This is a genomic window from Candidatus Falkowbacteria bacterium, assembly GCA_026396835.1.
Classification (GTDB): Bacteria; Patescibacteriota; Patescibacteriia; order Patescibacteriales; family Patescibacteriaceae; genus Patescibacterium.
On record JAPLWA010000003.1, the window covers coordinates 87,375 to 111,515 of the forward strand.

The window sequence follows — 24,141 nt, forward strand, 5'->3', positions numbered from 1 at the left end:
GGGCTTTTATTTTTAAATTACTAGCTTTTTTCTGATTTATTGGACTATAACATGTTACTATATTTTTGTCAATAATACTCGCCTGATTGACAAATCTATCTAAAAAACATACTTAATTCTTTAAACAACGTACTGACCCAGAATATGTTTTACCGACAGATGATCTTATGACCTTGGTATAATTCCCTGTAATTCCGTTTGCCCAAATATTTCTAACATAATAACTTACAGCCGAATATTCGCTAGCTGAAATAAAACCACCTGATGAACCTCGATAGGTAAAAGTAGAACCATCAGGAGAGCGCGATCCAGCAAAATATCCGCTGAAGCCACTTGTATTACACAAAGGGTTGCCATTACAAGATATAAGACTTTGAGCAACATCATCTGATGCTAATTTAAGTCCGGCGCTTTCGCACTCAAAACCAGTCGACCAACCAAAACGACTACTTGTACAAACCACTGAGCTACTATCCTTCAAATAATTTTCTAGCACATACCACTCAGCATCAGTGGGAATATGCCAACCACTAGGGCATAAACCCTGATGAAGATTTGTAATAGAGGCAGCGCAACTTCCAGCATCACAAGAACCTGGTAGATCCATAGCCGCGGACCAAAGATATAACGCATAACCATTTTGGCAGTCATTCTCAACTCCTCTTTGATATGTATACGAGGGACTACTACAATAAGGCGGCACTCCGGCTACACAATTGTTTGACACACAATCTCTTTCTGAACCATTAGTTAAATTAGTTAACGCTACTCCATTCGGTCTGGTCTTTGTTTTTAAATTTTGCTTCAACCAACATTGAGCTCCAATTTGCACCGTAGAATATGAATAGCCATCAATATCAGATACATTCTGACCACAGCAAAATAAACCAGTTGGTGAATAGGACGCTACTCCTGCATTTATATTGCTTGAAGAAGATCCAACGCAAGTCGACACAGAAAAAAAAGAATTATTACTATTGGTTGAATAACTATAATCAATATTAGAGCAAGATCCATCATTCATTGGTGTTGGGTTAGTTGGTATCTTGCCCATATAGGTCTTAGTACCGTCTGGTGATACTAAACTATTACCTGGTGTAATAATAGTAGGATAGCTATTATTATCGGCGTAATATAATTCTAGAGCAGTAGCTATTTGTTTTATATCAGCAACACGTTTGGCGTCCCTAGCTTTAGTACGAGCATTACCTAAAGCTATTATGGCCATGGTAGAGAGTACACCAATAATCGCTATTACTACGAGTAGCTCGATGAGAGTGAAGCCGGATTGTTGTTTTTTATTTTGTCGCATTGTACAAAGCTAAAACTTCGGCGGCTGATAAAGAACGATTATAAACACGAACGTCTGAAACTTTGGCGTCAGCTTCCTGAGACCAGCCATTGCCGATGTAAATATTATTTGAATTACCAACGTTAACAAAAGAAACATCTGCTATAGACTGACCATTAAGATACCTTTTCATCACTGTGCCTAGTTTAGAGACTGTAATGAAATACCAGGTCGGAGCATTAGTTGAGCTAGCCGACAAATAATTATAGCCTTGATTATAAATCGTTAAAGCAGTTGGCGGTATTTTACTTAAAAGAAAAAATGGTGAACCATCACCCCTGGCATTACCAACCGAAAAATAACCTCTATAATCAGCAAAATCATTATTAAAACTTACCCAAATAGATACTGTAAAGTCACTTTGAAAATTTATATAACCATTCTGACACGTTAAATAATTTAAAGGAGAGAATGAAATATATTTATGATTAGCTTGATCACCATAAGAAACTGTTCCGTTAATAGTGCAATGATTTTTAGTTGGACTACTGTCATAAACCTGGCTCACAGAAACAGAATCAAACTTCCACCAACCCACTAGACCAGGGGCAGTATTAATGCCGGAACTAGAGCTAGAGTTAATACCCGCTGAATTAGAACCGACAACACTACCTAAACAAAAATTCAAACTATAATTTGTATTATCTGAAGTAGAGGCATAAGTATAATTATTATTACCACAATTTCCATCATTCATTGGAGTTGGATTGTTGGGGATATTAGCCATATATGTTTTAGTACCGTCTGGTGAACTAATACTATTACCCGGAGTAATAATAGTAGGATAGCTATTATTATCTGCGTAATATAATTCTAAGGCTGTAGATATTTGTTTTATATCGGCTACTCTTTTAGCATCTCTTGATTTAGCTCTAGCATTACCTAAAGCTATTATAGCCATGGTAGAGAGTACACCAATAATTGCTATTACCACGAGTAGCTCAATAAGAGTGAACCCAGTTTTTTTATTAGAAAACATATAACTTTATTATACACCATTAAAGCACCGCGATTATAATAAAAACGCCCCAAAAAATTCAGGGCATTTTTAATAAAATATCTAATTAGTTATCAAGAGATTCATCTTCATCCCCTAAAGCAACAAGCTTAAAAGGTGACAAAGAGACTATCTCTAAATCAGATCCACAATTAGCGCAGGTAAGAAGATCATGCTCATAAGCTTCCTCGCCAACGATAACATCGCTATTGCAGACCGGGCACGAGACTGTTGTCATAAGTTAATTAATAGTTCACCTTTATTATAGCAAAACTACAGAAAATAAAAATAGACAAAATTTAACTTAATTAAACGCTGTTTATCAATGTTTTTCCCCACAAACACAACTCACCCCTAACCCCTCTCTACGCTAACGCGTAAAGAGGGGAAGCTTATATATCGCATTTTTAGACTTAAAAATATGTATATAAAAATTTAGATTTATTATTTATTGTTTTCCCCTCTTTACCCCGCAGGGGTAGAGAGGGGCTAGGGGTGAGTTTTTATAAAACTACAGAAAATAAAAACCCGCCAAAAGCGGGTTAATTTGCTGCCAAAGTTATGCCTAAGAGTAGACAAAAGCCTATTAAGAACCGGTAATCAGGAGGGTGATTAAACGACTCAACTCTTAGGCACGACCTTGGAAACAAAGAGGGACGAATTTATTACAGAATAACATATTCGTCCCCAAAGTCAATCTGGTGCTAGAAAGGAGAAACAGCGCTCTCAATTACTACTTTATCACCATAACTAGCAACTGCTTCTTTAGCTAAAGCACTTAAATGCTCTTTTTCAGCCTCGTTCTTAGCGCAAATAAAAATGTAAAAAGGATTTTCTTGACTAAGTCTATTGCCAAAACCATGATCACTAAAAGCGATGCCGGTTAAAATACTTATTTCATTTTTGACATAATCATCATTAAGACATTCTGCACTGTGTGAGACAAAAACATTTGGCATGCCTTTAATTAAAGCTGGGTCAAAATTTATCATAAGACCTGCTTCATGATGGTTCATCTCTGAATCCTGAAAATCTTTAGCTGGAGTATATTTATATTCCAAGTTGTATTCTGCGGCAGTCGTTTTCGTCCACCATTCAACATACTGTTCAGCCGTAAAAATACCTTCTGGCAAAGTTCCAGCTGACTTAGCTTTTTCAAAGGCTATTTTACCAGCGCCACAACCTTCGTGAGCTTTAAGATATTTCATGCCTGGATTACTTTTTATATAATCATTAAGCTCTTCTTTGCTTAATAAAATACCAGCACCGGCAATAGCTTTATAGCTACCCTTCTTATGAGGACAACGACCATCACAACACTCAACTTCTTCGGCTTGTTCGAGTGGTTTTTCGATTTGCTGGTTATCTAAAATCTCCTGAAAACTAAGACCGTTTTTAAGATCGGAAATAACCTGAGATTTTAATGCTTCTTCAAACAAAGAATTAACTTTGTTAACTTGTTCATAATCATGTTCTTCTGGATTTGGCATAAATTAATATTTTGATTTTTAAAATGTACTATTTATCTAACTGCTTAATTTTTTTCCAACGCTTAACAGCATGAGTCTTAGCTAACTCATGTTCAATTACAGAACTCAAGCGAGCAAACTCAACATCATCCTGATGACGAGCTTGCTCCTTAAGTTCTTCAGCGCGCGCTCTAGCTTTTTCAATCGCGGCTTCGTTCAACTCTTCTGCTCTTTCAGCTGAGTCGGCGAGTACCACCACTTTATTAGCTAAAACTTCAACTAAACCGCCGGACACAGACATAATATCAAGCGTTCCGTCAGTTAAAGTTGCTTCGATAATACCTGGTTTTAGTAAAGCCACTAATGGAATGTGTAATGGCAAGATTGTAATTTCTCCATCAACTGTCGGAATAGAAACTTGAGTTACTTCAGCCTTAAGCACGACTCGTTCTGGCGAGGCGATTTCAAATCTAAATTGGCGTGAAGTATCTGACATAGTTTTTATTTATCTGTTCCGACTTCTTCAACGACTCCTCTCATATAGAAATCATTTTCAGTCTTATCATCATGTTGACCATCTAAAATTTCAGCAAAGCCGCGAACAGTATCGGCTAATGAAACATATTTACCAGGTCGCCCTGTAAAGGTTTCGGCCACAGAAAATGGCTGTGATAGGAAACGCTGAATCTTACGGGCACGAGCAACAATCAATTTATCTTCAGGAGATAATTCTTCCATACCGAGAATGGCGATAATATCTTGCAAATCTTTATAGCGCTGCAAAATTCTTTGCACGCCGCGAGCTACGCGATAATGTTCATCACCAACAATTTTAGGATCCAAAATAGTGGAAGAAGAATCCAATGGGTCAACCGCTGGATAAATACCTAATTCAGTTAAAGCACGTGACAAAACGACAGTTGAGTCAAGGTGAGCGAAGGTTGTAGCAGGGGCTGGGTCTGTTAAGTCGTCAGCTGGAACATAAACCGCTTGAATAGAAGTAATGGATCCATCTTTGGTTGAAGTAATTCTTTCTTGTAGCTTACCCATTTCAGTAGCCAGCGTTGGTTGGTAACCGACAGCTGATGGCAAACGTCCAAGCAAAGCTGAAACTTCAGCACCGGCTTGAGTGAAGCGGAAAATGTTATCGATAAACAACAAAACGTCTTGCTTTTGTTCGTCACGGAAATATTCAGCCATACATAAACCAGTCAAGGCCACGCGAGCACGAGACCCAGGTGGTTCATTCATTTGTCCGAACACCATCGCTAGTTTGTCGATAACTTTAGCGTCTTTCATTTCATGATATAAGTCATTACCTTCACGAGTTCTTTCTCCGACACCAGCAAAGACTGACACACCGCCGTGAGCTTTAGCAATGTTGTTAATCAACTCTTGGATAACAACGGTTTTACCAACACCAGCTCCACCGAATAATCCGACTTTACCACCTTTTAGAATTGGGCAAATCAAGTCAATAACTTTAATACCAGTTTCTAGAATTTCAACTTTTGTAGATTGATCAACGAAGGCTGGAGCGTCACGGTGAATTGGATATTTCTTTTCAGTTACAACGTCTTCTCCGCCATCAATAACTTCACCTAGAACATTGAAAATTCTACCTAAAGTTTTTGCACCAACTGGAACGCTAATCGGAGCGCCGGTATCAGTTACTAAATCGCCACGCTTTAAGCCATCGGTTGTTCCCATGGCGACGGTCCTAACTGTATTAGTTCCCAAATGCTGAGCAACTTCTAAAGTTAAAAGCTCATCATTATTTTTTACAGTCAAAGCTGAATTTAATTCAGGCACGCCAGCACTAAATTCAACGTCAACAACTACACCGATAACTTGTTTAACAGAACCTTGATGTTGTTTATGTGTTGTCATATAAAAATTATTATTCTAAAGCGGCAACGCCAGCTGTAATTTCAGCAATTTCGCCGGTAATAGCAGCCTGCCTGGCTTTGTTATAAAATAAAGTTAATTCCGTTCCTAAATCTGAAGCAGCTTGAGTTGCTTGGTGCATGGCTGACATACGAGCACTGTGTTCTGAAGCAACTGATTCTAATAAAGCTTGATAAAGCTGCACTTCTAATAAGCGTGGTACAACGGCTTGCAAAACTATTTCTGGAGCTGGTTCAAAAACATATTCAAAACTAAAACCAGAACGGTGACTATGCTTAGCTGACTTATCCTTAGCCATCTCTTTACTAAGACCAATATGATCTTCGGTTTGAATAATGCCTAGATTATTATCAGCCGTATCTGTCATAACCGGTAAAATCTGACGGACGCGAGGGATTTGTTTAACAGCGTTAATAAAATCTGTATAAGCTACAAAAACTCTGTCGTATTGACCGGTTAAAAAACCATTACTTACAAAACTAATAATTGGCGAGACAGCCGCGGCGCTTAAGCCGGTTTCTGGATAAGGAAATTGAGCCACGATTTCACAAGTGTCGCCCAAAGATTCCCCTTTCTTACCAACTAAAATAACATCAGTAATAACATTTTTATCTGCCGCTAATTCACGAACCGCTGAAACAATTGAAGCATTAAACCCACCACATAAACCGCGATTAGAAGTTATAGCTACAATTGCTTGACGTTTTATTTCTTTACGACTAACCAATAAAGGATGAGTTGCAACATGAGCGGCACCTTGAGTTAAATTAAGCAAAGTTTCCCAGCTCAAGTTTGCATAAGTTCTAGTAGCCAAAGTTCCTTCAACGGCTTTGCGCATCTTAGCAGCCGCTACCATTTCCATGGCGCGAGTAATTTTTTTTGTATTTGCGACTGATTTTATGCGTCGTTGTATGTCCTTAGTGTTGGCCATAATTTAATTTTATAATTTTGTAGTTTTTAATTTTTAATTAGTTTTTAATGCTTTAATTTATAAATAATAATTTGAAATTAGAACATTAATTATAAAATTACAAAATTAAAAATTATAAAATTTACTCTTCTTTATTAATCAAATAATTCAAACTGATCTTAAAATCATTAATTGCCTCAGCTAATTCTTTTTCAACTTCCTCGATTAACTCACCGCTCTTTTCAATTTTTTCTAAAGACTCAGCGGCATTAGAATTCAAGAACTGTCTTAATTCAAGTTCAAAATTTTCAATCTTATCAACTGGAACATCGTCCATGAATCCATTAGTCAAAGACCAAAAAATTACCACCTGTTCAGCTACTGGAATTGGAGCATACTGACCTTGCTTAAAGACTTCATATAATCTTTTACCGCGTTCAAGTTTCTTTTTTGTGTCTTCATCTAAATCAGAACCGAATTGTGCAAAGGCAGCAAGCTCGCGATATTGAGCTGCTTCTAAACGAATCTTACCAGCCACTTTTTTCATAGCCTTAATCTGCGCAGCAGATCCGACACGAGAAACTGACAAACCGGCGTTAATAGCAGGACGGTTTCCTTGGTAGAACAAATCTGGTTCTAAATAAATCTGACCATCAGTAATAGAAATAACGTTGGTTGGAATATAAGCCGCAACGTCCCCCGCCTGAGTTTCGATAATAGGCAAAGCTGTAATTGAACCACCGCCAAAATCAGCGTTAAGACGACATGATCTTTCTAGTAAGCGAGAGTGAAGATAGAAAACGTCTCCAGGATAAGCTTCACGCCCTGGTGGACGGCGAAGTAACAAAGCAATTTCACGGTAAGATACAGCGTGCTTTGATAGGTCATCATAAACAACTAAGACATCTTTGCCTTTATCAAGGAAATATTCAGCCATAGCACAACCAGCATAAGGCGCGATATAAAGTTGTGGCGCAGGAGCACTCGCTCCAGCCAAAACAACAATCGTATAATCCATAGCTCCGGCTTCTTGTAATTTTGTTAAGATAGAAGCAACCTTAGATTCTTTCTGACCAATCGCGACGTAAACACAAATAACGTCTTTACCCTTTTGGTTGATGATTGTATCAATGGCGATTGCAGTTTTACCAAGCTGACGGTCGCCGATAATCAATTCGCGCTGACCACGACCAATTGGAATCATTGAGTCAATAGCTTTAATACCAGTTTGCAGTGGTTTAGTAACTGACTGACGAGTAATAACACCTGGAGCAATCTTTTCAATTGGATAAAAAACCTCAGCTAATAAATCACCTTTACCGTCAATCGCTTCACCTAATGGATTAACAACGCGACCAATTAAGTTTTCTCCAACTGGAACTTCTAGAATGCGACCAGTGGCAGTAACTTCAGCGCCTTCAACAATTGCTTCATAGTTACCGAGAATAATGGAACCAACCGTGTCTTCTTCTAGGTTAAGGGCGACGCCGCGAACTGGTCCGTTCTTGGTTTTAAATTCGATCATTTCTGACATTCTAACATTGCCTAAACCAGACACCACGGCAATACCGTCGCTGACTTTAAGAACATGACCAATGTTTTTTTCCTTGACCTTTGGTTCAAAGGCACCGATGCGTTCTTTTATCTGCTCGACAATGAAATCTTTAGTGTTTGACATAATCTTTTAATAAAAAATTAACGACCAATAACCGTAGCTAGCTCATTAACAATTCCCTGATAGCTAGCGTCAATTATTGTATCTTTGAAATAAACAATGAAACCTCCGCCAATACTAGAATCTACCACTTCTGTAAAAATAACTTTTTCAGCACCGGTGCGCTTACAAATAAATTCAACTATTTCATCCATTGATTTTTTTGTCAGTTCTCGAGCAGTTTTAATTTCCGCGCGAATAATCTTTTTTTCAATATCATCTAACTTTTCTAATTCAGCAATTAAGTTAGGCATCTGTGATAATAAATTTTTCAAAGACATCTCAGCTAACAAACCATCAACCAAAGAAATCATCTCGGCTTTTGGTTTATCTTGAGCGGCTTCGAATATAGCCTTAGCGTAAGAGCGAATAGGAGCTTTCATATTATTTAAGGTGTCCGACTATTTTAGAAATAATCTTCTCATCAGTTGGCTTGTCCATTTTTTCTTTAAGAATCTTCTGCCAACTAGCAGCAATTAATTCACCAATTTCCTGTCTAATTTCTCTTAGGGTAGCGGCTTTTTCAATTTGCATGCGTTCTTTTTCGCGGTTAATCAAAATACCAATTTCTTCTTTGGCTTTCTCAATTAGTTCATTCTTTTTAATTTCAGCTTTACGAGCGGCTTCCTCAACTATTTTAGAAGATTCAATCTTAGCTTCCTTAACCATATTCTTCTGCTCTTCTTTAGTAATCGCTAAACGCTCTTCAATCTCTTTGGCTTCTTTTAAGCTCTTCGCAATCGTGGCTGAACGATCGCCAGTTGTTTTAAACAAAGGCTTAAAAACGAAAAAATATAAAACTAAGAAAACTATTGCAAAGTTAACTAACTGAGCAACCAATAATTTTATATCAAGATGAAAAGCAGAAATAAGAGAATCCATATATTTAATATTATAACTATAATCTACTAATACCTGTTTCACTTAAAGAAGAGAAACAGATCATCAAGAGACTACTTGATGCTGAAAGCAATAACTAAAGCGTAAATAGCGATAGCTTCAGCGAAAGCACAAGCTAAAAGCATTGGTACTAAAATCTTACCAGCGGCTTCTGGGTTACGGCCAATTGATTCCATAGCTTTGGCACCAATATAACCAATTCCCAAGGCTGGGGCGATTGAACCCAAGGCAATAGCAATGGCTTTAGCAAACATTACATTCTCCATATTATTTTATATTTAATAATATTTAATTAATTGATTTAGACTTAATGCTCTTCAGCGGTTGTGCTGATGGACACATATATCAAAACCAACATAGCAAAGATAAGCGCTTGAATCAAACCAACGATTATTTCCAAAAACAAAAATGGAATTGGAACAGCAAAAGCCATAATCGCTGACATTGATGCTAATAAAACTTCACCGGCAAAAATATTACCGAACAAACGAAAAGAAAGGCTAGCTACCTTAGCTAATTCACCAATTATTTCAACCAAACCAACAAAAGCCTTGATTGGATTAACCAATAAAACAGTTGGATCTTTGAAAACTTTTTTAGGAATTTCTAAAAAGGCTTTTATGTTAATAAACTTATTGAGATAGTTCCAAGCACCAACGGCGACTACTCCAAAAATATGGCTAGCAACCACAGCTAAACTAGCTAAAGCTAAGGTTGTGTTTAAATCAGCTGTACCGCCGCGCAAAAATGGAACAAAAACATTTTCACCATGTTCAGAAACAATTTTTCCAAACGCACCAACGCCAGGCATTATTCCCATCCAGTTGTTAATCAAAATCAAAAAGAAGAAACTCATAACAAAGGGGGCGAGAGATATGGACTTTTCTCTTGAGTTAGTAACGGAGTCAAACAATTCCAAGAATTTATCTACTACCATCTCCATTATATTTTGTAATTTGCCCGGAATAGTCTTAACACTTAACTTAAAACTCACACCAATCACTATAATAATAAATAGAGCAATCCAAGAAGTAAGCAAAGAATTAGTTACCGTAAAACCACCAAGCTCAAAAATAGGTTCAGCATAAAGCGTATGTTCGGTTACAAGTTCTGTTTGATTTTCTGTATTAGCTAGCTCGGACATAACTATTTAGGAATAATTTTTTTAAATTCACTTTTGGCCTGTACAATCAAACCGATCATCGAAACAATAAAGGCTATACCTATAACAATCAAAAACCATTTACTTCCCGAATTATAACGTCGATCAAGCCAGCGACCTAGAAAAACTCCAACAATTAAGGGCAAAATCACCCAACCAGACAAACGACTAAAAATATTCAATGGTTCTTGCCACCAAACATTAGCTAGAGGCTTTGGTTTTTTGTCTAAATTATCCATGTGGAAAATAAAAACAAGGGCGGAAAATGTCCTTGGTTTTCAATAGAAGCCCAAAATGACTCCCGCTAGGGATTATATGGCATTTTTTCATCTAGGTCAAGGATAAAAATCCTTAGTTATCCACTATTTTAGCTAATTTATGCTATATTTTTATATGTATTGACAATAACTATATTATATGATATAATAAGCTCATCAAACTAAAACACCCTAAACCTAGGGTAGAAAGGAACCATATAAATGGAAGTTAAAATTATAAAGATTTCCGATAATTACTTTCTTATTAACAACGGAATAGATATATTTGAAGCCAAGGTAAACAAAGACCTGTCTTCTACCCCGGAATACTCTTACAAAAATAAAGATGATTGGGGAAAAGCATTAAAAAATAACTCTGCGGAAGATATTGAATCTAATCCAGAGTTAATATCTCTCTATAACAAAATTATAGACGATATAGATATAAATTTTGAAACTCAGTCTGAATTTGAATTTAAAAAAGGCATGACTGAGCATCGTATCTGAAAATATAATATTTTTCAGAAGGAGCAGGATCTAGGTTCTGCTTTTTTGGTATCCAATTATTACTCCGACCTCACCCTCTTCCCCTCTCCATCTTTGATGGAGAGGGGTGTCTTGTATTCACGTAAACACTAGTATGAATAAGTTATACAGGCTAAAAACTATTTCGGTATTAAAAGAGCCAAGGGGTTTGGGGGCCGAGTTGAGCGCCGTGATTGGTAATATAAAGGGTAAACAATGATAACAGCGAATAAAGGCCCCCCAAACTTTTGTTAATTTGGTAATACAAAAGTAAGCCCCGCGGCAGCGTTATAAATATAATATTTTGATTAATAAAAAGCTAAACACAATGGTGCTTAGGTGAAAAGTAGACTGAGGATAGGGTTGGTTAGATTAGCGAATTTTAAACAATCTCTTAGCATTAGCCGTGGTCATGTTTGCGATATAATCCACATCAACGCCGCGAATTTCGGCCATGCGTTGTGCCACATATTTTACTAAAACTGGTTCATTGCGTTTACCTCGATATGGCTCAGGTGTCATATAAGGCGCATCAGTCTCAATCATTAACTTATCATCTGGTACCTTACGAATTAAATCATCCCAGCGTTGGCTAAAAGTAATTAAGCCAGTAAAAGAAATAATTAAGCCTAGATTAAAATATTGCCAGGCCATATTTTCATCACCCGAAAAACAATGGACCACTCCCCAAGGACGATCTTTGGGCATTAATGTTTTATATTCTTTTTTAAAATCAGTCAGTAGCGGCAACAAATCATCATGTGCCTGACGACAATGAATTAAACTAGGCAAATCAAAACGGCGAGCCAGTTCTAATTGTTTAACTAGAACTTCTTTTTGTGTTTTCTTTTTTAATTCAATATCAGAATCTAATTCGCGCCAAGCATAATCCAAACCAATTTCTCCGATCGCAACAGTTTTAGGAAATTTAGTTAGCATGGCATACATGTCATATGAAAATTTTTCTGCGACCACTGTTTTAGAAACTCCATTCTCCTCTTCAACAGAAAAAAGTTCGGTTGGATGAAGACCGACTGAAGCATAAACGCTAGATTGATAACGGTTAGCAATCTCAATTGCCTTCTTTGATGTTTTATAATCAGTACCAACAATAATTACAGAAGTGTTATCTGCTAAACTGCGTTTAATAACCGTATCAACGTCGTTATTAAAAACTGAATCATTTATATGACTATGAGTATCAAAGAGTTCCATGTTTTAGAATAGTGATTGTAAGCGACTTATGAGCTTTGGAATACAAGGCACAATAACTTTAGAAACATCAACTAGGCGCGGCGCTAAACTCGAACTATCGAGCCAATGATTTAAGAAGCTTGTATTAGGCAAATGACGATCAAATAAATAAGCAACAATACCTAATATAAAAATTCCTTCAGCTAGACCAAAAACTAAACCTAAAATTCGATTGGCGGTTTTTAATAGCGGGATAATAGAAATAACCTTAAAGGCTTGTTCTAATAAAACAAACAGCCAACTAATTAAACGACTAACAATTCCAAAGCAAATAATAAAGACTATTACTTTGCCTGTGGTTGGACTAAGTGGTAAGAAACGATCAAGCCAATTAAAAACCGGAATATAAAAACGTGAAGCAAGATATGCTCCAGCTAAAAGACCGACTAAATTTCCAACAACTTGTATGAAGCCAAAGAAAAATCCATACCAGACAAAGCCGGTTAAAATAACAATAACAGCAACATCAAACCAAGCCATATGTTTTAAATTCGTTCTTTTCGTTCACGAACGTATTTGGTCCATTCTTCAGCAATATCTACCAATATCTTAAACGGGGCTTCAATAATAAAGTCTAGAACAAACACAAAAATATTAATTTGAGCAAAGCGACCACTTAACCATTTTCCAGTCGCCACAATTGGGGTTGAAAAGAAATCAAGCACAAAACGGAAGAAAGTATCACGTGACTCTACTACTATCCATTCTTTGGCGCCGCGACGAACACGAATAATAAAGAAACTAACAAAGGCCAAGAAGAATAAGAAAATTGTTGTACTGACCCAACTAAAATGAATCTTGGTCAAAAACCAGATAATTAAGCCAAAGGAAATAAAGAAAGTAACACCATAGAGAATTCCAAATATTACGTTGGCGACTGGGCGGCGACCAATTGGTTTACGCAAAGTAATTTTATCTTCGCGGCGACGTTCAACAAAAACAATATCTTCAATACCAGCAACAATTTTTTTAGTATTGTCATCCCCTGGTAAACCAGTAACAGCAACAGAAAAGAATAATAAAGCTGCTGGGAAAGATACGTTCACTAAAAGAATAAAAGGATTAACCATTGAACCAAAAAATGCGGCAGCTGGTATTTCTAAAAGCACGGCAAAAATTGATTTAGTTAAGAGAATGTAAATAATACTGCGCCAGGCTGCCTGCCACAACTTTTTCTTTGCCCTAGTATAACGCTTTGTGCAATGACTTTTTATACGACGGACAAAAGCTTTAGGGTCATCAAAAAACTCATCATAAACTTCAGTTGGATCTTCAACAATAACATCCTTCAAAATATTAAAGTAAACCGTGTAAGGTAAAATTACTTTATTTAATTGAGCAGTTAAGGGATGAGCAAGCTGGGTATCAATCAATTGGCGCAAAGAAGAAAAATTCTTTGCCACCTGTTTAATTAAAGCCGGACTAGCACTAGACCAATCAGCGTTAAAATAATTTATCAGGATGAGTGATAGCATGTCATCATCAAATTTCAAAAAGGAGCGATGGATTGCTAAATATAGCTGAATTTGCAAATCACTTTCATAAGGCAGAGATTCTGGCAACTTCAATCTTTTCTCTAGCATATCGTACATAACTTTCATGACAGTCTTCGAAACTTCGTCTGGTACAATATCTTGTTCAATTTCAACCGCCGCCAGACCAACTAACCAAGTCGTGGCGTCAAAACCTTTAGCTGATTTTTGTTTTTTATTAGAACCAAAAAAATTAATGTTTTCTACCGCACCGCTAGCCGCTAAACTACGCAAAGTAAAATACTTGTCGATAATAACCGCTACTTCATCAACTTTAGTTTCAGGCAAAGAATTGTTTGGCAAGTAACCGGCTCTAATTAATTCTACTAAAAGATGTTGTGCTGCTTCATGACTATCAACACGGGAAAACTTCATTGGATTTTCAATAATAAGCTGACGCTTCAAAATTCTCTCAATCGCATCCTTACGCAATAAATGTTCTTCTTGATAATGAACTGCGTTACGAATCTTTTCATAGAAAAAAGACATCTTAGAGATAACATCGCTAACACGGATTTTAGTTATTCTTTCATCAGTTGCATCGTTCGGTTTAGACTGAGAACGATAAATCGCTTGAAATATCTTTTTAGCACCAGGCGTAACAGTTAAAACCGTTGCCTCTTCGGCGCGTTTAATGGTTGGAGAATTCATATATAGAAATAAAGCTCTATCTTCAGTTTACACTAGTAAGAAAAGCATGGTCAATTATTTAGCTGCAATTGCTTGCCAAGTGCCATTAATAATGGCTAATTGACCCTTAACAGTAAAGCCAGAGGCTAAAACATGTCCGCCGCCGCCAAATAGACGAGCTAAACGAGCCACATCAACTGTTTTATCAATCGAACGCAAACTACCTCTAATTAAACCCTTGCTTTCATAAAGCACCATAACCACTCTGGCCTCATTAAGACTAGATAAGAAACTAGAAATACCATCAATCACGCTTTCGTCAGCCTCGTGTTCTTTAAAATCAACTTCAGTTAAAACCGTATAAACTAAACCGAATTTTTTATTTCGAGTTAAGCGCGATAAAGCCCGTCCCCAAATTCGCAAACCAGCTAAGGTTTTTGTCTTAGCTGTGCTATTGGCAATTTTAGTTAAGCTAGCGCCACGAGTAATAATAGAAGCTGCGGCTGAAATTGTGTCATTAGTTGCTGTCGCGTGAATAAAATGGCCAGTGTCAGTTACAATACCAGTTAAAAGTGATTGCGCCATTGTTGGGTCAACTTCTAACTTCATAAAAGAAGCTAAGCCAAACAAGACTTCGGTAGTGGAAGCGGCTTCAGGCAGACGTAATTCACAATCAGATAATTTACGATTGCTTGGATGATGATCAATCTCTAAAAACAACTGATCTTTGCGACGATTAAAAATTTCTGTTTCCAAATTAGTTCTGCCCGGTGTAGCACAATCAAGACTAACCAATAAATCATAATCAGCTAAATTTATTTTTGTTTTATCAGTTATAATATCTGTCCAGCCACGCAAAAAACCAAGGCTGGCTGGCAAGGGGCCAGCGCAATACATTGTACAATCTTTATTTAACTTAGAAATAAGTTCGTTAAAAAAACATAAAGAACCCAAGGCATCACCATCTGGATTTATGTGAGTTATTGCTAAAACACGACGCGCCGACTTTAGATGGCCGGCGACAAGACTATAACTATTGTTTTTTAACTCATTAACTAAACTCATGATTGTAAATCTCTAATTACATTATCAATTTCTGTAGCATTAGATGGACGTTCGTCAAACATCCAAACAAAAGTTGGTACATGATGAAACTTAACACGGCGTCTTAAATCATGCGCTAGGCCGCTAGAAATACTTCTTAATTTTTTTAATGCAGTTCCGGCAAACTTTTCTGGCAAAACAGAAACGTAAATTTTTGCTTCATTCAAATCAGCCGTGCACTGAACATCAGTTACGGTTATTAAACAACCATCAATAATTAAATGACGGTTTAGATTCAAAGCTATTTCTTCTCTTAAGAGATTGTTTACCTGATCAACACGGGACATACAGTAATAATTTAGCCGACTTTCTTAATAATTTGTTTTTCTTCGTAACACTCAATAATATCACCAACTTCAACCAAGGGCGCGCCCTCAAAACGCAAACCACATTCTTGATTAGCTTCAACTTGTTGAGCTTCCTGCTTACCACTTTGCAAACCACCCATAATACCACTGGTAATAATTTCTTCACCACGCTTAACTTCTAATTTAGTGCCGGCTTTAAGTACGCCGTCTAAAACTCTACCGCCAAGAATCTGAACTTTGTTTTCAGTTCTAAAAATAGCGGCGACTTTCAAGCGTCCCAAATTAACACGTTCAATTTCTGGTTTAACTAATTCTTGAATTCTGGCTTTAATATCATTAACTAAATCATAAATAATACGATACAAAGTAACTGACACACCTTTATCACGAGCTAATTCTTCAGCGTGAGGTGCTAATTTAACGTTAAAACCAACCAAAATTGCACTGTTGGTTTCGGCGCGTAACACATCACCTTCAGTAATATTACCCAAGCCCTTGGCAACAATTTTAACAAGTACGCCCTGAGCATCCATTTTAGAAATCGAGTTTTCAATGGCTTCACCTAAACCAATGGTGTCGCTTTTAACAATCAAATTAATAACCGGACCAGTAACTTCAGTTTTATCATTAGTATCAACTGCGGCATTCTGACCAATTGTCGAGCGATTTTTTTGTTGCTTAACTTTTTCACCTTCGCCGACTTCTAAAACATCACCGACTTCAGGCACAAATTTTAAACCATTTAATTTAACTGGGGTACCAGGAATAGCATCGCTGACAATATTTCCCAAATGATCTTTTAATGAGCGGACCTTACCACAAGCAATGCCGTTAAAAGAAATTGGATCACCCACACGCAAAGTTCCGTTCTGAACTAAGACCGTAGCAATAGGACCTTCACCTTTATCAAGTTTGGATTCAATAATTGTTCCAACCGCTTTAGCGCTTGGGTCAGCCTTCAAAGTATCAGTCGTCATGTCGGCCACTAATAAAATCATGTCAAGTAAATCTGTAACACCAGTTCCATCTTTAGCCGACAAAGGAACAGAAATTACTTTGCCGCCCCAATCTTCAACTAAAACATTTAACTGACTAGATAATTCTTGTTTAACGCGATCAACATTAGCGTCAGATTTATCAATTTTATTTATAGCGACAATAAAAGGTAATTTAGCTGCTTCAATAATACGATAAGCTTCTACGGTTTGTGGTTTAACGCCGTCATCAGCCGCCACAACTAGAATTGCGATATCAGCAACCTTGGCGCCGCGATTACGCATGGCCGTAAAAGCTTCGTGACCCGGGGTATCAATAAAAGTAATTTCTTTTTTGTTGTGAGAAATTTGATAAGCACCAATATGCTGAGTAATACCGCCGGCTTCAGTAGCAACAACATCAGTATGACGAATCGCATCTAATAATTTTGTTTTACCATGGTCAACGTGGCCCATAATAACTACGACCGGTGGACGAACACAGATATTATCTGGTTTGTCTGATTGTGATAAAGAAATTTTAATTTTATCTTGAGCTGATTGATCAGTTTCGGCGCCAGCTTTGTCTTCTTCAAGTAAAGTAATTTCCACGCCTAAGTCAGCGCCAATAATCATGGCTGTTTCAAAATCAATTTTTTCATTAAGCGAGGTGAAAATATTATTTTTCATTAACTCACCTAACAATTTGTTTAGAGAAATTTTAAGTAAAGCTGCAAAATCTTTGACGGCAATAAAAGCAGGGACGCTGGCTTTCTCAACGGCAGGTTTTACAATTACGCCAGCTTCACCAGAGGCAATATCTTTCTTAGGTAAACGTCGTGATAAAACGCCCCAGTTCCTAATAATCTTATTGGCAGTAAAATTATCAATTTTAATGGCTTTGTAACCAATATCAAAACCGAGCTTCGGAAGATTTTCGCGAAGCTCATTAGGATTAATCTTTAAAATACGGGCTAGTTCACTAATGTTCATTGGTTCAGTATTTAGTGTAATTTATTTAAGATTACAATAAATATCGCTAATTGTCAATGAAAAATAAAAAACGCTGCTAAGGATAAATCCAATAGCAGCGCAATAACTTGATGAGTGCAGAATTAATATTTATTTAATTAAATCCCGCATGGCTTCATCTAATACTCCTTTGTACTCTTCGGTAAAATCAAAGCAGTTACCATTGAGGTAAAGCTTGTTAATCCCAAGACATTCAATCGAATATTTATCTGAATTATCTTGTAGCTTTTTTATGAACGTAGGACATTCCTTGTCCAACATTATTTTCAGCTTAGTGATTAAATTGATCTTAATCTTCTCCTCTTCTGCGAAGACTGGCACCATGAACAATACTGAAGAAGTTAAAAAATTAACGCTGAAATGAAATACATACCAGTTTTTTTCCACCTGAATATCTCCTTTTGCTTTTAGAAAATTTATTAATAGTTAATTAAATAATACAACGTAAAATCGTTAAATCTTAAAGAATGTTAGAAAATTCCTTTCTCCATTTAATTGTACCTGCATTTATCTCTTCTTTAATCGGTCGAGTGTCAAGCATAAAAGAAGATTCGCCACTCTGACTGTCAAGAATTGCTTTGATAATTTTATCTGGAACTGGCAGTGACATAATTTCATTATATCTACTCCTACCGATCCTTCGTATCAACACACTTACTTCCTGCGTCATCCAGTCACGTGGCTGACGAAGACCCGCATAATACGAATGTGCGAGATCTTTATTTGGATTGATAAATTTTAAGCAACGAAGAATTTCAGTAGCTCTCCAAGCAGCAATAATATTTCTTGGAGCTACTAGACCCCAAACAAAACCCCTACCATTTTCAGGGATAATTGCTACGCCACAATCAGCCAGGGAATCATAGACAACTGGTCTTACTTGAATAGGTTTATCACCCATTCCCTCGACAATGACCATAAATGATTCATTCTCAAAGTGAATCTTAGGTTTTTGTTTCATTAATTATTCCTTTTGTTTGATTTGATATTTTAAAAAAACATTCATTAATTGTGAATGTTATTTTTAACACGAAAGTAATATATAGTCAAGGGAACTGCCCTGCAAATACCATATAATTAAGTAATACTAAAAACGGCAGATTTTCTCTGAGAGATAACCTGCCGTAGCAAAATAGAAGAACCACTAACCAATGAGCATGGCAAGCATCAGACTTGATAATGCTTTTGGGATATTCTCAGCATTGTCCGTGATCATTACAGTGCCGTCAAACTTGACTAAGAAAGATGTTTTAAAATTAATTTTATAAAAGATTAAATTTAAGTTACCAGAACAATCTTCTTTAGACTCAACTACACGATAATTAAATATTTTATCTTTTACGTTTAACTTTTCAAAAGCTCCATCGACATGATGGTAATAGCTCTTGGTCGTCAAAGAGAAAGAATCACCTGTCTTAATTAATTTAATCTCACCCGTAAATGCCTTTTGACGACCTTTGACTCGCCTCGGCATTATTAGATAATAGACTTTGTCCTTTTCAGATGATGCGGCAAGATTGTTTGCCCATTCTATTGCCTTAACTAATTTTTCGTCCATTTTGTATCAATTTTAATTATTTGAAAAAGTTTTTATATGTACAAATTAATGAACCAAATTATCATTTAAAAAAATAAAAGTCAAGTATAAGATCAAAGTATCAGCATCGCGTCTCCATAGCTATAAAAACTTAAAAGTTCCTCACCCCCTTCCCCTCTCCATCTTTGATGGAGGGGGGGTGTCTTATCTTCACGTAAACACTGAGATAAATAAGTTGTATAGACTAAAAACTATTAAGGTGTCAAAAGAGTCAGGGGGTTTGGGGGCTGAATTGAGCGCCGCGATTGGCGATATATAAGGTGAACAAAGTGATAGCGAATTGAAGCCCCCAAAACTTTTGTTACTTTTGGTTACAAAAGTAAGCCCTAGCGGCAGCGTTATTAATAAACTATATGATCAGCATCGCGTCTCCATAGCTATAAAAACGATATTTTTCCTCAATCGCCTTTTTATAAGCAGCTAATATTATTTTTTTCGAAGCTAGGGCAGAAACCAATAAAAGTAGGGTTGATTTTGGCAAATGAAAATTGGTTATTAGCCCATCTACTAATTTAAATTTATATGGCGGATAAATAAAAATATTAGTTAAGCCTGACCAACCATTATTTTTAGCGCCAGACTTTAAAATGGCTGTTTCTAAAACTCGTACACTGGTTGTGCCTACAGCAATAATACGGCAACCTTTCTTTTTAGTTTCTAGAATAGTTTTCATTGTAGTAGCACTAATGCTCGCCCACTCGGAATGCATTTTATGTTTTCTAATATCTCTAACTTTAATCGGACGAAAAGTTCCTAAACCAACATGCAAAGTAACTTTTTCAATTTTTACTCCTTTGGCACGGATGGCTTTGAGTAAACGCGGCGTAAAATGTAGTCCGGCGGTAGGCGCCGCAACTGAGCCGCCCTTAGACGGGGCCGCATAAACTGTTTGATAATTAGCTTTATCTAAAGCTTTACCAAGTGAATTAATATAAGGCGGCAAAGGCATTTGACCATAGCGATTTAATTTTTTTTCAAACATACTACCCTGACAATTAAAACTCAACTTAATTAAGCCATCGTCATAACTTATAACATTAGCCTTAAAAGAAGCGCTGAATGAAATAACTGTACCAGCGACAATATTTTTCCCTTTGCCGATCGCTTCCCAAATTTCTTGCTTACTGCTTGCTTCAAGTTTAGCTAGTAAAAGAATTTCAACTTTACCGCCAGTTTCTTTTTTGCCTATTAAGCGCGCTGGAATAACTTTTGAATCGTTAAGCACTAACACATCGCCCTTATTTAAATAATTAATAACATTATAAAAATATTCATCTGTGAAATCAGAGGTCTTTTTTCGCACAACTAAAAGCCGCGCTCTATCGCGCGGTTTAGCCGGAGCCTGAGCAATTCTTTCCGGTGGTAAATTGTAATCAAAATCCTCTAGCTTCATTGATTTTCTAAATTAGCTTGAGTGTGCTCTTTAGAAGTTAATCTAACAAGAATATCTCGTATATTATCCGGGTTAGAAACTTCTTCAAAAAATAAAGCATTCTTTTCACTGGCTGTTTGCACGACCACGTTGCCATAGCCCAAAAAAGTCTCGAAAAAACCACTTATCTCACTGGATACGTCTTGAATCTTATCCAAACGAACCTCAGCAATTGTTCGCGAGAAAAGACCGTCCTGACGCACGTCAATTATTCTAATATTTGTAATAATCCAAACATCCAAAAAATAATCAATCAGAGAATAAAAGAATAGCAACCACACAAACAATAAGTAAGAACTTGTTAAAACTAAAAGCAAAGGCCAGAACCAAATTGTTTCACCGGCGTTTGGAAAAAGAAGTCTTATCATGGCAATAAGAGCAACTGGAATAGCTATTAGAAATATAAAAAACAGAACTCTTTTTACAGCCACAAAAGCGTCACAATGAATAACTGTAACTACTTTTTCTCCTGGCATTGCATCTGGCAAACGATAAGTAGCAAACATAAATTTTAGTTAAAAATAGTTGGCGAATCAAAAACGTTTTTCACAGCACCAAAGCCTTGAAAAATAGTTGCCTGAGCTTGCCAATCAATCGTTGAAAAATAAAAATACGAAACATAAAGTATAACCAGTGTGCCAACGATATATAATAAACCAACAAAAAAACTACCAAACATTCTTCCGCCAAAACGAAGTAAGTGATAAAAACCAATTAAGCTAAGAATTGCCCAGATAAATAAGAAAACAAAATAAGCGTATAAAAATATAACCAAAGGAAATGTCATATAATATTATGATTTAAAATCTCGACCCAAATGCTTATAGGCATGCGGCGTCGCCAAACGACCGCGCGGCGTTCGATCAAGAAATCCAATTTGTAAAAGATAGGGTTCATAAACTTCTTCAATCGTGGCCAAATCCTCGCCGGTCGCGGCCGCTAAAGTTCCAACACCAACTGGACCACCAGAAAATTTATCAATAATAACTTCTAAAATCTTTCGATCAATTCTATCTAAACCTAGTTCATCAATTTCTAGAAGCTCTAAGGCCAAGCGGCAAGTCTCAGCATTTAGTTCGCCACCATTTTTAACTTCAGAATAATCACGGGCGCGACGCAAAAGTCGATTGGCAAGTCGCGGCGTCTTACGCGCTCTGATGGCAATCGTCTTGGCTGAGGCTGGATCTAGGGCGATTGATAAAATACGAGCACTACGATTAATAATCTTTTCTAAATCATCAAAGGTATAAAAATCAAGATGGTGCGAAACGCCGAAGCGATCACGTAAAGGTGATGATAAAAGACTAGCCCGAGTCGTTGCTCCTATAATTGTAAAACGTGGCAAATCAATACGCAACATCTTGGCTGAAGGGCCTTTGCCAATCACAATATCTAGAGCAAAATCTTCCATCGCTGGATAAAGGACTTCCTCGACAGTGCGAGGCAAACGATGAATTTCATCAATAAATAGAATGTCGCCGGGATTAAGATTGGTTAAAATGGCTGCTAAATCACCTGGTTTTTCTAGGGCCGGACCAGAAGTTACTCTAATTGGCGTATTTAATTCATTGGCAATAACATGAGCTAAAGTTGTTTTGCCTAACCCAGGCGCGCCATATAACAAGACATGATCAATCGCCTCACCGCGCTGGCGCGCGGCTTCAATCAAAATCGACAAGTTAGCTTTAATATTTTCTTGACCAACATATTCAGATAATAACTTCGGACGCAAACCAAGTTCCACGGCTTCTTCAGCAACAGGATCAGACGTTACTTGTGGGTCAACGATACGATTCATAATTTTAGAAATAGAAAACTATATAAAGAAACAAGATTACTAAATAGTTAAATAGCATGAACCATTTATTAGACCAGCCAATACCAGAAAAATGGAATTTAGAAAATGGCCAAAGTATTAAAGTAGGGAAAGATTTTTTATTGTGCGTAAATATATCTAACAAAATATGGAAACCCCAACCGCACCAAGCAATTGCTAACCACTTAAAACCAAATAATAATAAAAGCAGAAAAATTCCTAACCAAATTACTAAACTATGGCAAGCCATGTACAAAGTAATAATGTAAGGTGGGAACAATGACTTTGGTGGCTTCTTAAAGAACAAAATCTTTTTTAAGAACACTGTATTAAACATGCTACCAAAGCTAACCATATCAGGCATAATTCCAAAAGCAGTGGCTAATAAACGTTGTGACTCAGGTGCATCTTTGAAAACCAAATTGGTTAATAAAATATGTGATATAACGTCCATAGACTAAAGTGATTTATTATTTAAAAAATTACGAACAACATTTTTACTATCTTCAGAAAAATCAGCTTGCAATATCCAACGCAAGAAAGTTGGATCGGTTTCTGAAACTGACTTTAAAGTGCGATCTTTAAACTTGGAAAAATTGAAATAAACTTCTCCGTTCTCACGATAAAATCTTCCTTCTAAGTCGACGTAATCTCGACAAGTCTCTTCATGAATCTTTCTAATCTCTTCATAACCATAGCGCGTAATCTGCTCAGCGATTATTTCACCCGTCACACTAACGTCAGCTAAAGCATTATGAGCGTCAACGTGCTCTTTATTGCAATAGAAACGATAAGCAGCTGATAAATCACGTGGCTCTTTATAATGATAGACCAACTTAGCATCAATAATATCTTCGGGCTTGAAACTAAAGTTCTGGCCAGCGCTAGAAAATTCTTGACGCAAAAGTGGCAAATCAAAACGAACTACATTAAAGCCACTATAATACGAATCACTAAAAACCGCCATAAGCTCTATTGCCTTAGTGGCAAATAATGGCGAATCTTTAACTTGCTCGTCGCTAATACCGTGAATAGCAGACACTTCAGGCGGAATTGGTCTACCTGGGTTAAAAAGCAAGTCTTCTTGCTCAATTCGACCATCAGGCCAATGCTTAATATAAGCCAATTCAACGATTTTATCATTAACCACGCTTAAACCAGTGGTTTCAAGGTCAAAAATGACAATTGGCCTTGTTAGGCCTAAAGTAACAGCTAGATTATTTTTCATAGATTATTGTTCCTCTCAATTATATCTTACAAAAGATAAAA

Annotated in this window: 29 protein-coding genes; 1 reads left to right on the forward strand and 28 read right to left on the reverse strand. The window is 36.7% G+C overall.

The annotated features are described in order from the left end of the window. Positions 1-112: 112 nt before the first annotated feature. From NTY12_00845 to NTY12_00905, 13 genes are all read right to left on the reverse strand, one after another. Positions 113-1,312: a prepilin-type N-terminal cleavage/methylation domain-containing protein gene (locus tag NTY12_00845; GenBank protein MCX6792551.1), complete on the reverse strand. Its 1,200-nt coding sequence runs from the start codon at positions 1,310-1,312 to the stop codon at positions 113-115. Further along, positions 1,299-2,330, reverse strand: a complete 1,032-nt coding sequence (locus tag NTY12_00850) for a prepilin-type N-terminal cleavage/methylation domain-containing protein (protein ID MCX6792552.1) — start codon at positions 2,328-2,330, stop codon at positions 1,299-1,301. The genes NTY12_00845 and NTY12_00850 overlap by 14 nt, the downstream gene beginning before the upstream one ends. A gap of 85 nt (positions 2,331-2,415) precedes the next feature. Further along, complete coding sequence (locus NTY12_00855; GenBank protein ID MCX6792553.1) at positions 2,416-2,586, reverse strand: lysine biosynthesis protein LysW; 171 nt, start codon at positions 2,584-2,586, stop codon at positions 2,416-2,418. A 466-nt stretch (positions 2,587-3,052) separates the two neighbouring features. Then, positions 3,053-3,838, reverse strand: a complete 786-nt coding sequence (locus NTY12_00860) for a hypothetical protein (GenBank protein MCX6792554.1) — start codon at positions 3,836-3,838, stop codon at positions 3,053-3,055. Positions 3,839-3,866: 28 nt separating this feature from the next. Continuing rightward, the gene (atpC, locus tag NTY12_00865; protein MCX6792555.1) at positions 3,867-4,313 is read right to left on the reverse strand and encodes an ATP synthase F1 subunit epsilon; all 447 of its coding nucleotides are present in this window, start codon (positions 4,311-4,313) and stop codon (positions 3,867-3,869) included. 5 nt (positions 4,314-4,318) lie between these two features. Beyond that, positions 4,319-5,707 (reverse strand): F0F1 ATP synthase subunit beta, encoded by a 1,389-nt coding sequence (atpD, locus tag NTY12_00870; protein ID MCX6792556.1) that lies wholly within the window; start codon positions 5,705-5,707, stop codon positions 4,319-4,321. A gap of 10 nt (positions 5,708-5,717) precedes the next feature. Next, the gene (atpG, locus tag NTY12_00875; protein MCX6792557.1) at positions 5,718-6,656 is read right to left on the reverse strand and encodes an ATP synthase F1 subunit gamma; all 939 of its coding nucleotides are present in this window, start codon (positions 6,654-6,656) and stop codon (positions 5,718-5,720) included. 121 nt (positions 6,657-6,777) lie between these two features. Further along, the gene (atpA, locus tag NTY12_00880; protein ID MCX6792558.1) at positions 6,778-8,313 is read right to left on the reverse strand and encodes a F0F1 ATP synthase subunit alpha; all 1,536 of its coding nucleotides are present in this window, start codon (positions 8,311-8,313) and stop codon (positions 6,778-6,780) included. A gap of 17 nt (positions 8,314-8,330) precedes the next feature. Then, a complete protein-coding gene (locus NTY12_00885) occupies positions 8,331-8,732 on the reverse strand; it encodes a F0F1 ATP synthase subunit delta (GenBank protein MCX6792559.1) in 402 nt (133 codons plus the stop codon). Position 8,733: 1 nt separating this feature from the next. Then, on the reverse strand, positions 8,734-9,231 hold the full coding sequence (gene atpF, locus NTY12_00890) for a F0F1 ATP synthase subunit B (GenBank protein MCX6792560.1): 498 nt from the start codon (positions 9,229-9,231) through the stop codon (positions 8,734-8,736). Positions 9,232-9,302: 71 nt separating this feature from the next. Further along, positions 9,303-9,515, reverse strand: a complete 213-nt coding sequence (gene atpE / locus NTY12_00895; GenBank protein MCX6792561.1) for an ATP synthase F0 subunit C — start codon at positions 9,513-9,515, stop codon at positions 9,303-9,305. A gap of 41 nt (positions 9,516-9,556) precedes the next feature. Further along, positions 9,557-10,393 (reverse strand): F0F1 ATP synthase subunit A, encoded by an 837-nt coding sequence (locus tag NTY12_00900; protein ID MCX6792562.1) that lies wholly within the window; start codon positions 10,391-10,393, stop codon positions 9,557-9,559. Between the two features lie 2 nt (positions 10,394-10,395). Next, positions 10,396-10,650, reverse strand: coding sequence for an AtpZ/AtpI family protein (locus tag NTY12_00905; protein ID MCX6792563.1), 255 nt, complete (start codon positions 10,648-10,650; stop codon positions 10,396-10,398). 240 nt (positions 10,651-10,890) lie between these two features. Between NTY12_00905 and NTY12_00910 the strand changes: the two genes are divergently transcribed. Further along, positions 10,891-11,175, forward strand: coding sequence for a hypothetical protein (locus NTY12_00910; GenBank protein MCX6792564.1), 285 nt, complete (start codon positions 10,891-10,893; stop codon positions 11,173-11,175). Between the two features lie 390 nt (positions 11,176-11,565). Here NTY12_00910 and NTY12_00915 read toward each other — a convergent pair whose 3' ends face one another. The 15 genes from NTY12_00915 to NTY12_00985 all read right to left on the reverse strand — a co-directional run bounded on the left by NTY12_00915 (position 11,566) and on the right by NTY12_00985 (position 24,100). Next, positions 11,566-12,408, reverse strand: a complete 843-nt coding sequence (locus NTY12_00915) for a TatD family hydrolase (protein ID MCX6792565.1) — start codon at positions 12,406-12,408, stop codon at positions 11,566-11,568. Positions 12,409-12,411: 3 nt separating this feature from the next. Continuing rightward, positions 12,412-12,927 carry a CvpA family protein gene (locus NTY12_00920; GenBank protein ID MCX6792566.1) on the reverse strand — a complete coding sequence of 172 codons (516 nt, stop codon included), beginning with the start codon at positions 12,925-12,927 and terminating at the stop codon, positions 12,412-12,414. Between the two features lie 5 nt (positions 12,928-12,932). Then, on the reverse strand, positions 12,933-14,630 hold the full coding sequence (locus NTY12_00925; GenBank protein MCX6792567.1) for a hypothetical protein: 1,698 nt from the start codon (positions 14,628-14,630) through the stop codon (positions 12,933-12,935). 54 nt (positions 14,631-14,684) lie between these two features. After that, positions 14,685-15,674: a DHH family phosphoesterase gene (locus tag NTY12_00930; GenBank protein ID MCX6792568.1), complete on the reverse strand. Its 990-nt coding sequence runs from the start codon at positions 15,672-15,674 to the stop codon at positions 14,685-14,687. Then, positions 15,671-16,000, reverse strand: coding sequence for a ribosome-binding factor A (locus tag NTY12_00935; protein MCX6792569.1), 330 nt, complete (start codon positions 15,998-16,000; stop codon positions 15,671-15,673). The genes NTY12_00930 and NTY12_00935 overlap by 4 nt, the downstream gene beginning before the upstream one ends. Positions 16,001-16,011: 11 nt before the next feature. Beyond that, positions 16,012-17,988 carry a translation initiation factor IF-2 gene (gene infB / locus NTY12_00940; GenBank protein MCX6792570.1) on the reverse strand — a complete coding sequence of 659 codons (1,977 nt, stop codon included), beginning with the start codon at positions 17,986-17,988 and terminating at the stop codon, positions 16,012-16,014. 129 nt (positions 17,989-18,117) lie between these two features. Continuing rightward, complete coding sequence (locus tag NTY12_00945) at positions 18,118-18,351, reverse strand: hypothetical protein (GenBank protein MCX6792571.1); 234 nt, start codon at positions 18,349-18,351, stop codon at positions 18,118-18,120. 136 nt (positions 18,352-18,487) lie between these two features. Next, entirely contained in the window at positions 18,488-18,946 is a 459-nt protein-coding gene (locus NTY12_00950; protein MCX6792572.1) for a hypothetical protein, read from the reverse strand. A 225-nt stretch (positions 18,947-19,171) separates the two neighbouring features. Then, positions 19,172-19,585 (reverse strand): hypothetical protein, encoded by a 414-nt coding sequence (locus NTY12_00955; protein ID MCX6792573.1) that lies wholly within the window; start codon positions 19,583-19,585, stop codon positions 19,172-19,174. A gap of 388 nt (positions 19,586-19,973) precedes the next feature. Beyond that, the gene (gene queA / locus NTY12_00960; protein ID MCX6792574.1) at positions 19,974-21,017 is read right to left on the reverse strand and encodes a tRNA preQ1(34) S-adenosylmethionine ribosyltransferase-isomerase QueA; all 1,044 of its coding nucleotides are present in this window, start codon (positions 21,015-21,017) and stop codon (positions 19,974-19,976) included. Further along, positions 21,014-21,562, reverse strand: a complete 549-nt coding sequence (locus NTY12_00965; protein ID MCX6792575.1) for a PH domain-containing protein — start codon at positions 21,560-21,562, stop codon at positions 21,014-21,016. Before NTY12_00965 ends, queA begins: the two co-directional genes overlap by 4 nt. A gap of 5 nt (positions 21,563-21,567) precedes the next feature. Then, positions 21,568-21,843: a hypothetical protein gene (locus NTY12_00970; protein MCX6792576.1), complete on the reverse strand. Its 276-nt coding sequence runs from the start codon at positions 21,841-21,843 to the stop codon at positions 21,568-21,570. A gap of 6 nt (positions 21,844-21,849) precedes the next feature. Then, positions 21,850-22,854 carry a Holliday junction branch migration DNA helicase RuvB gene (gene ruvB / locus NTY12_00975; GenBank protein MCX6792577.1) on the reverse strand — a complete coding sequence of 335 codons (1,005 nt, stop codon included), beginning with the start codon at positions 22,852-22,854 and terminating at the stop codon, positions 21,850-21,852. A 4-nt stretch (positions 22,855-22,858) separates the two neighbouring features. Beyond that, positions 22,859-23,326 (reverse strand): hypothetical protein, encoded by a 468-nt coding sequence (locus NTY12_00980; protein ID MCX6792578.1) that lies wholly within the window; start codon positions 23,324-23,326, stop codon positions 22,859-22,861. Positions 23,327-23,329: 3 nt separating this feature from the next. Beyond that, entirely contained in the window at positions 23,330-24,100 is a 771-nt protein-coding gene (locus NTY12_00985; GenBank protein ID MCX6792579.1) for a 3'-5' exonuclease, read from the reverse strand. Between the last annotated feature and the right edge of the window lie 41 nt (positions 24,101-24,141).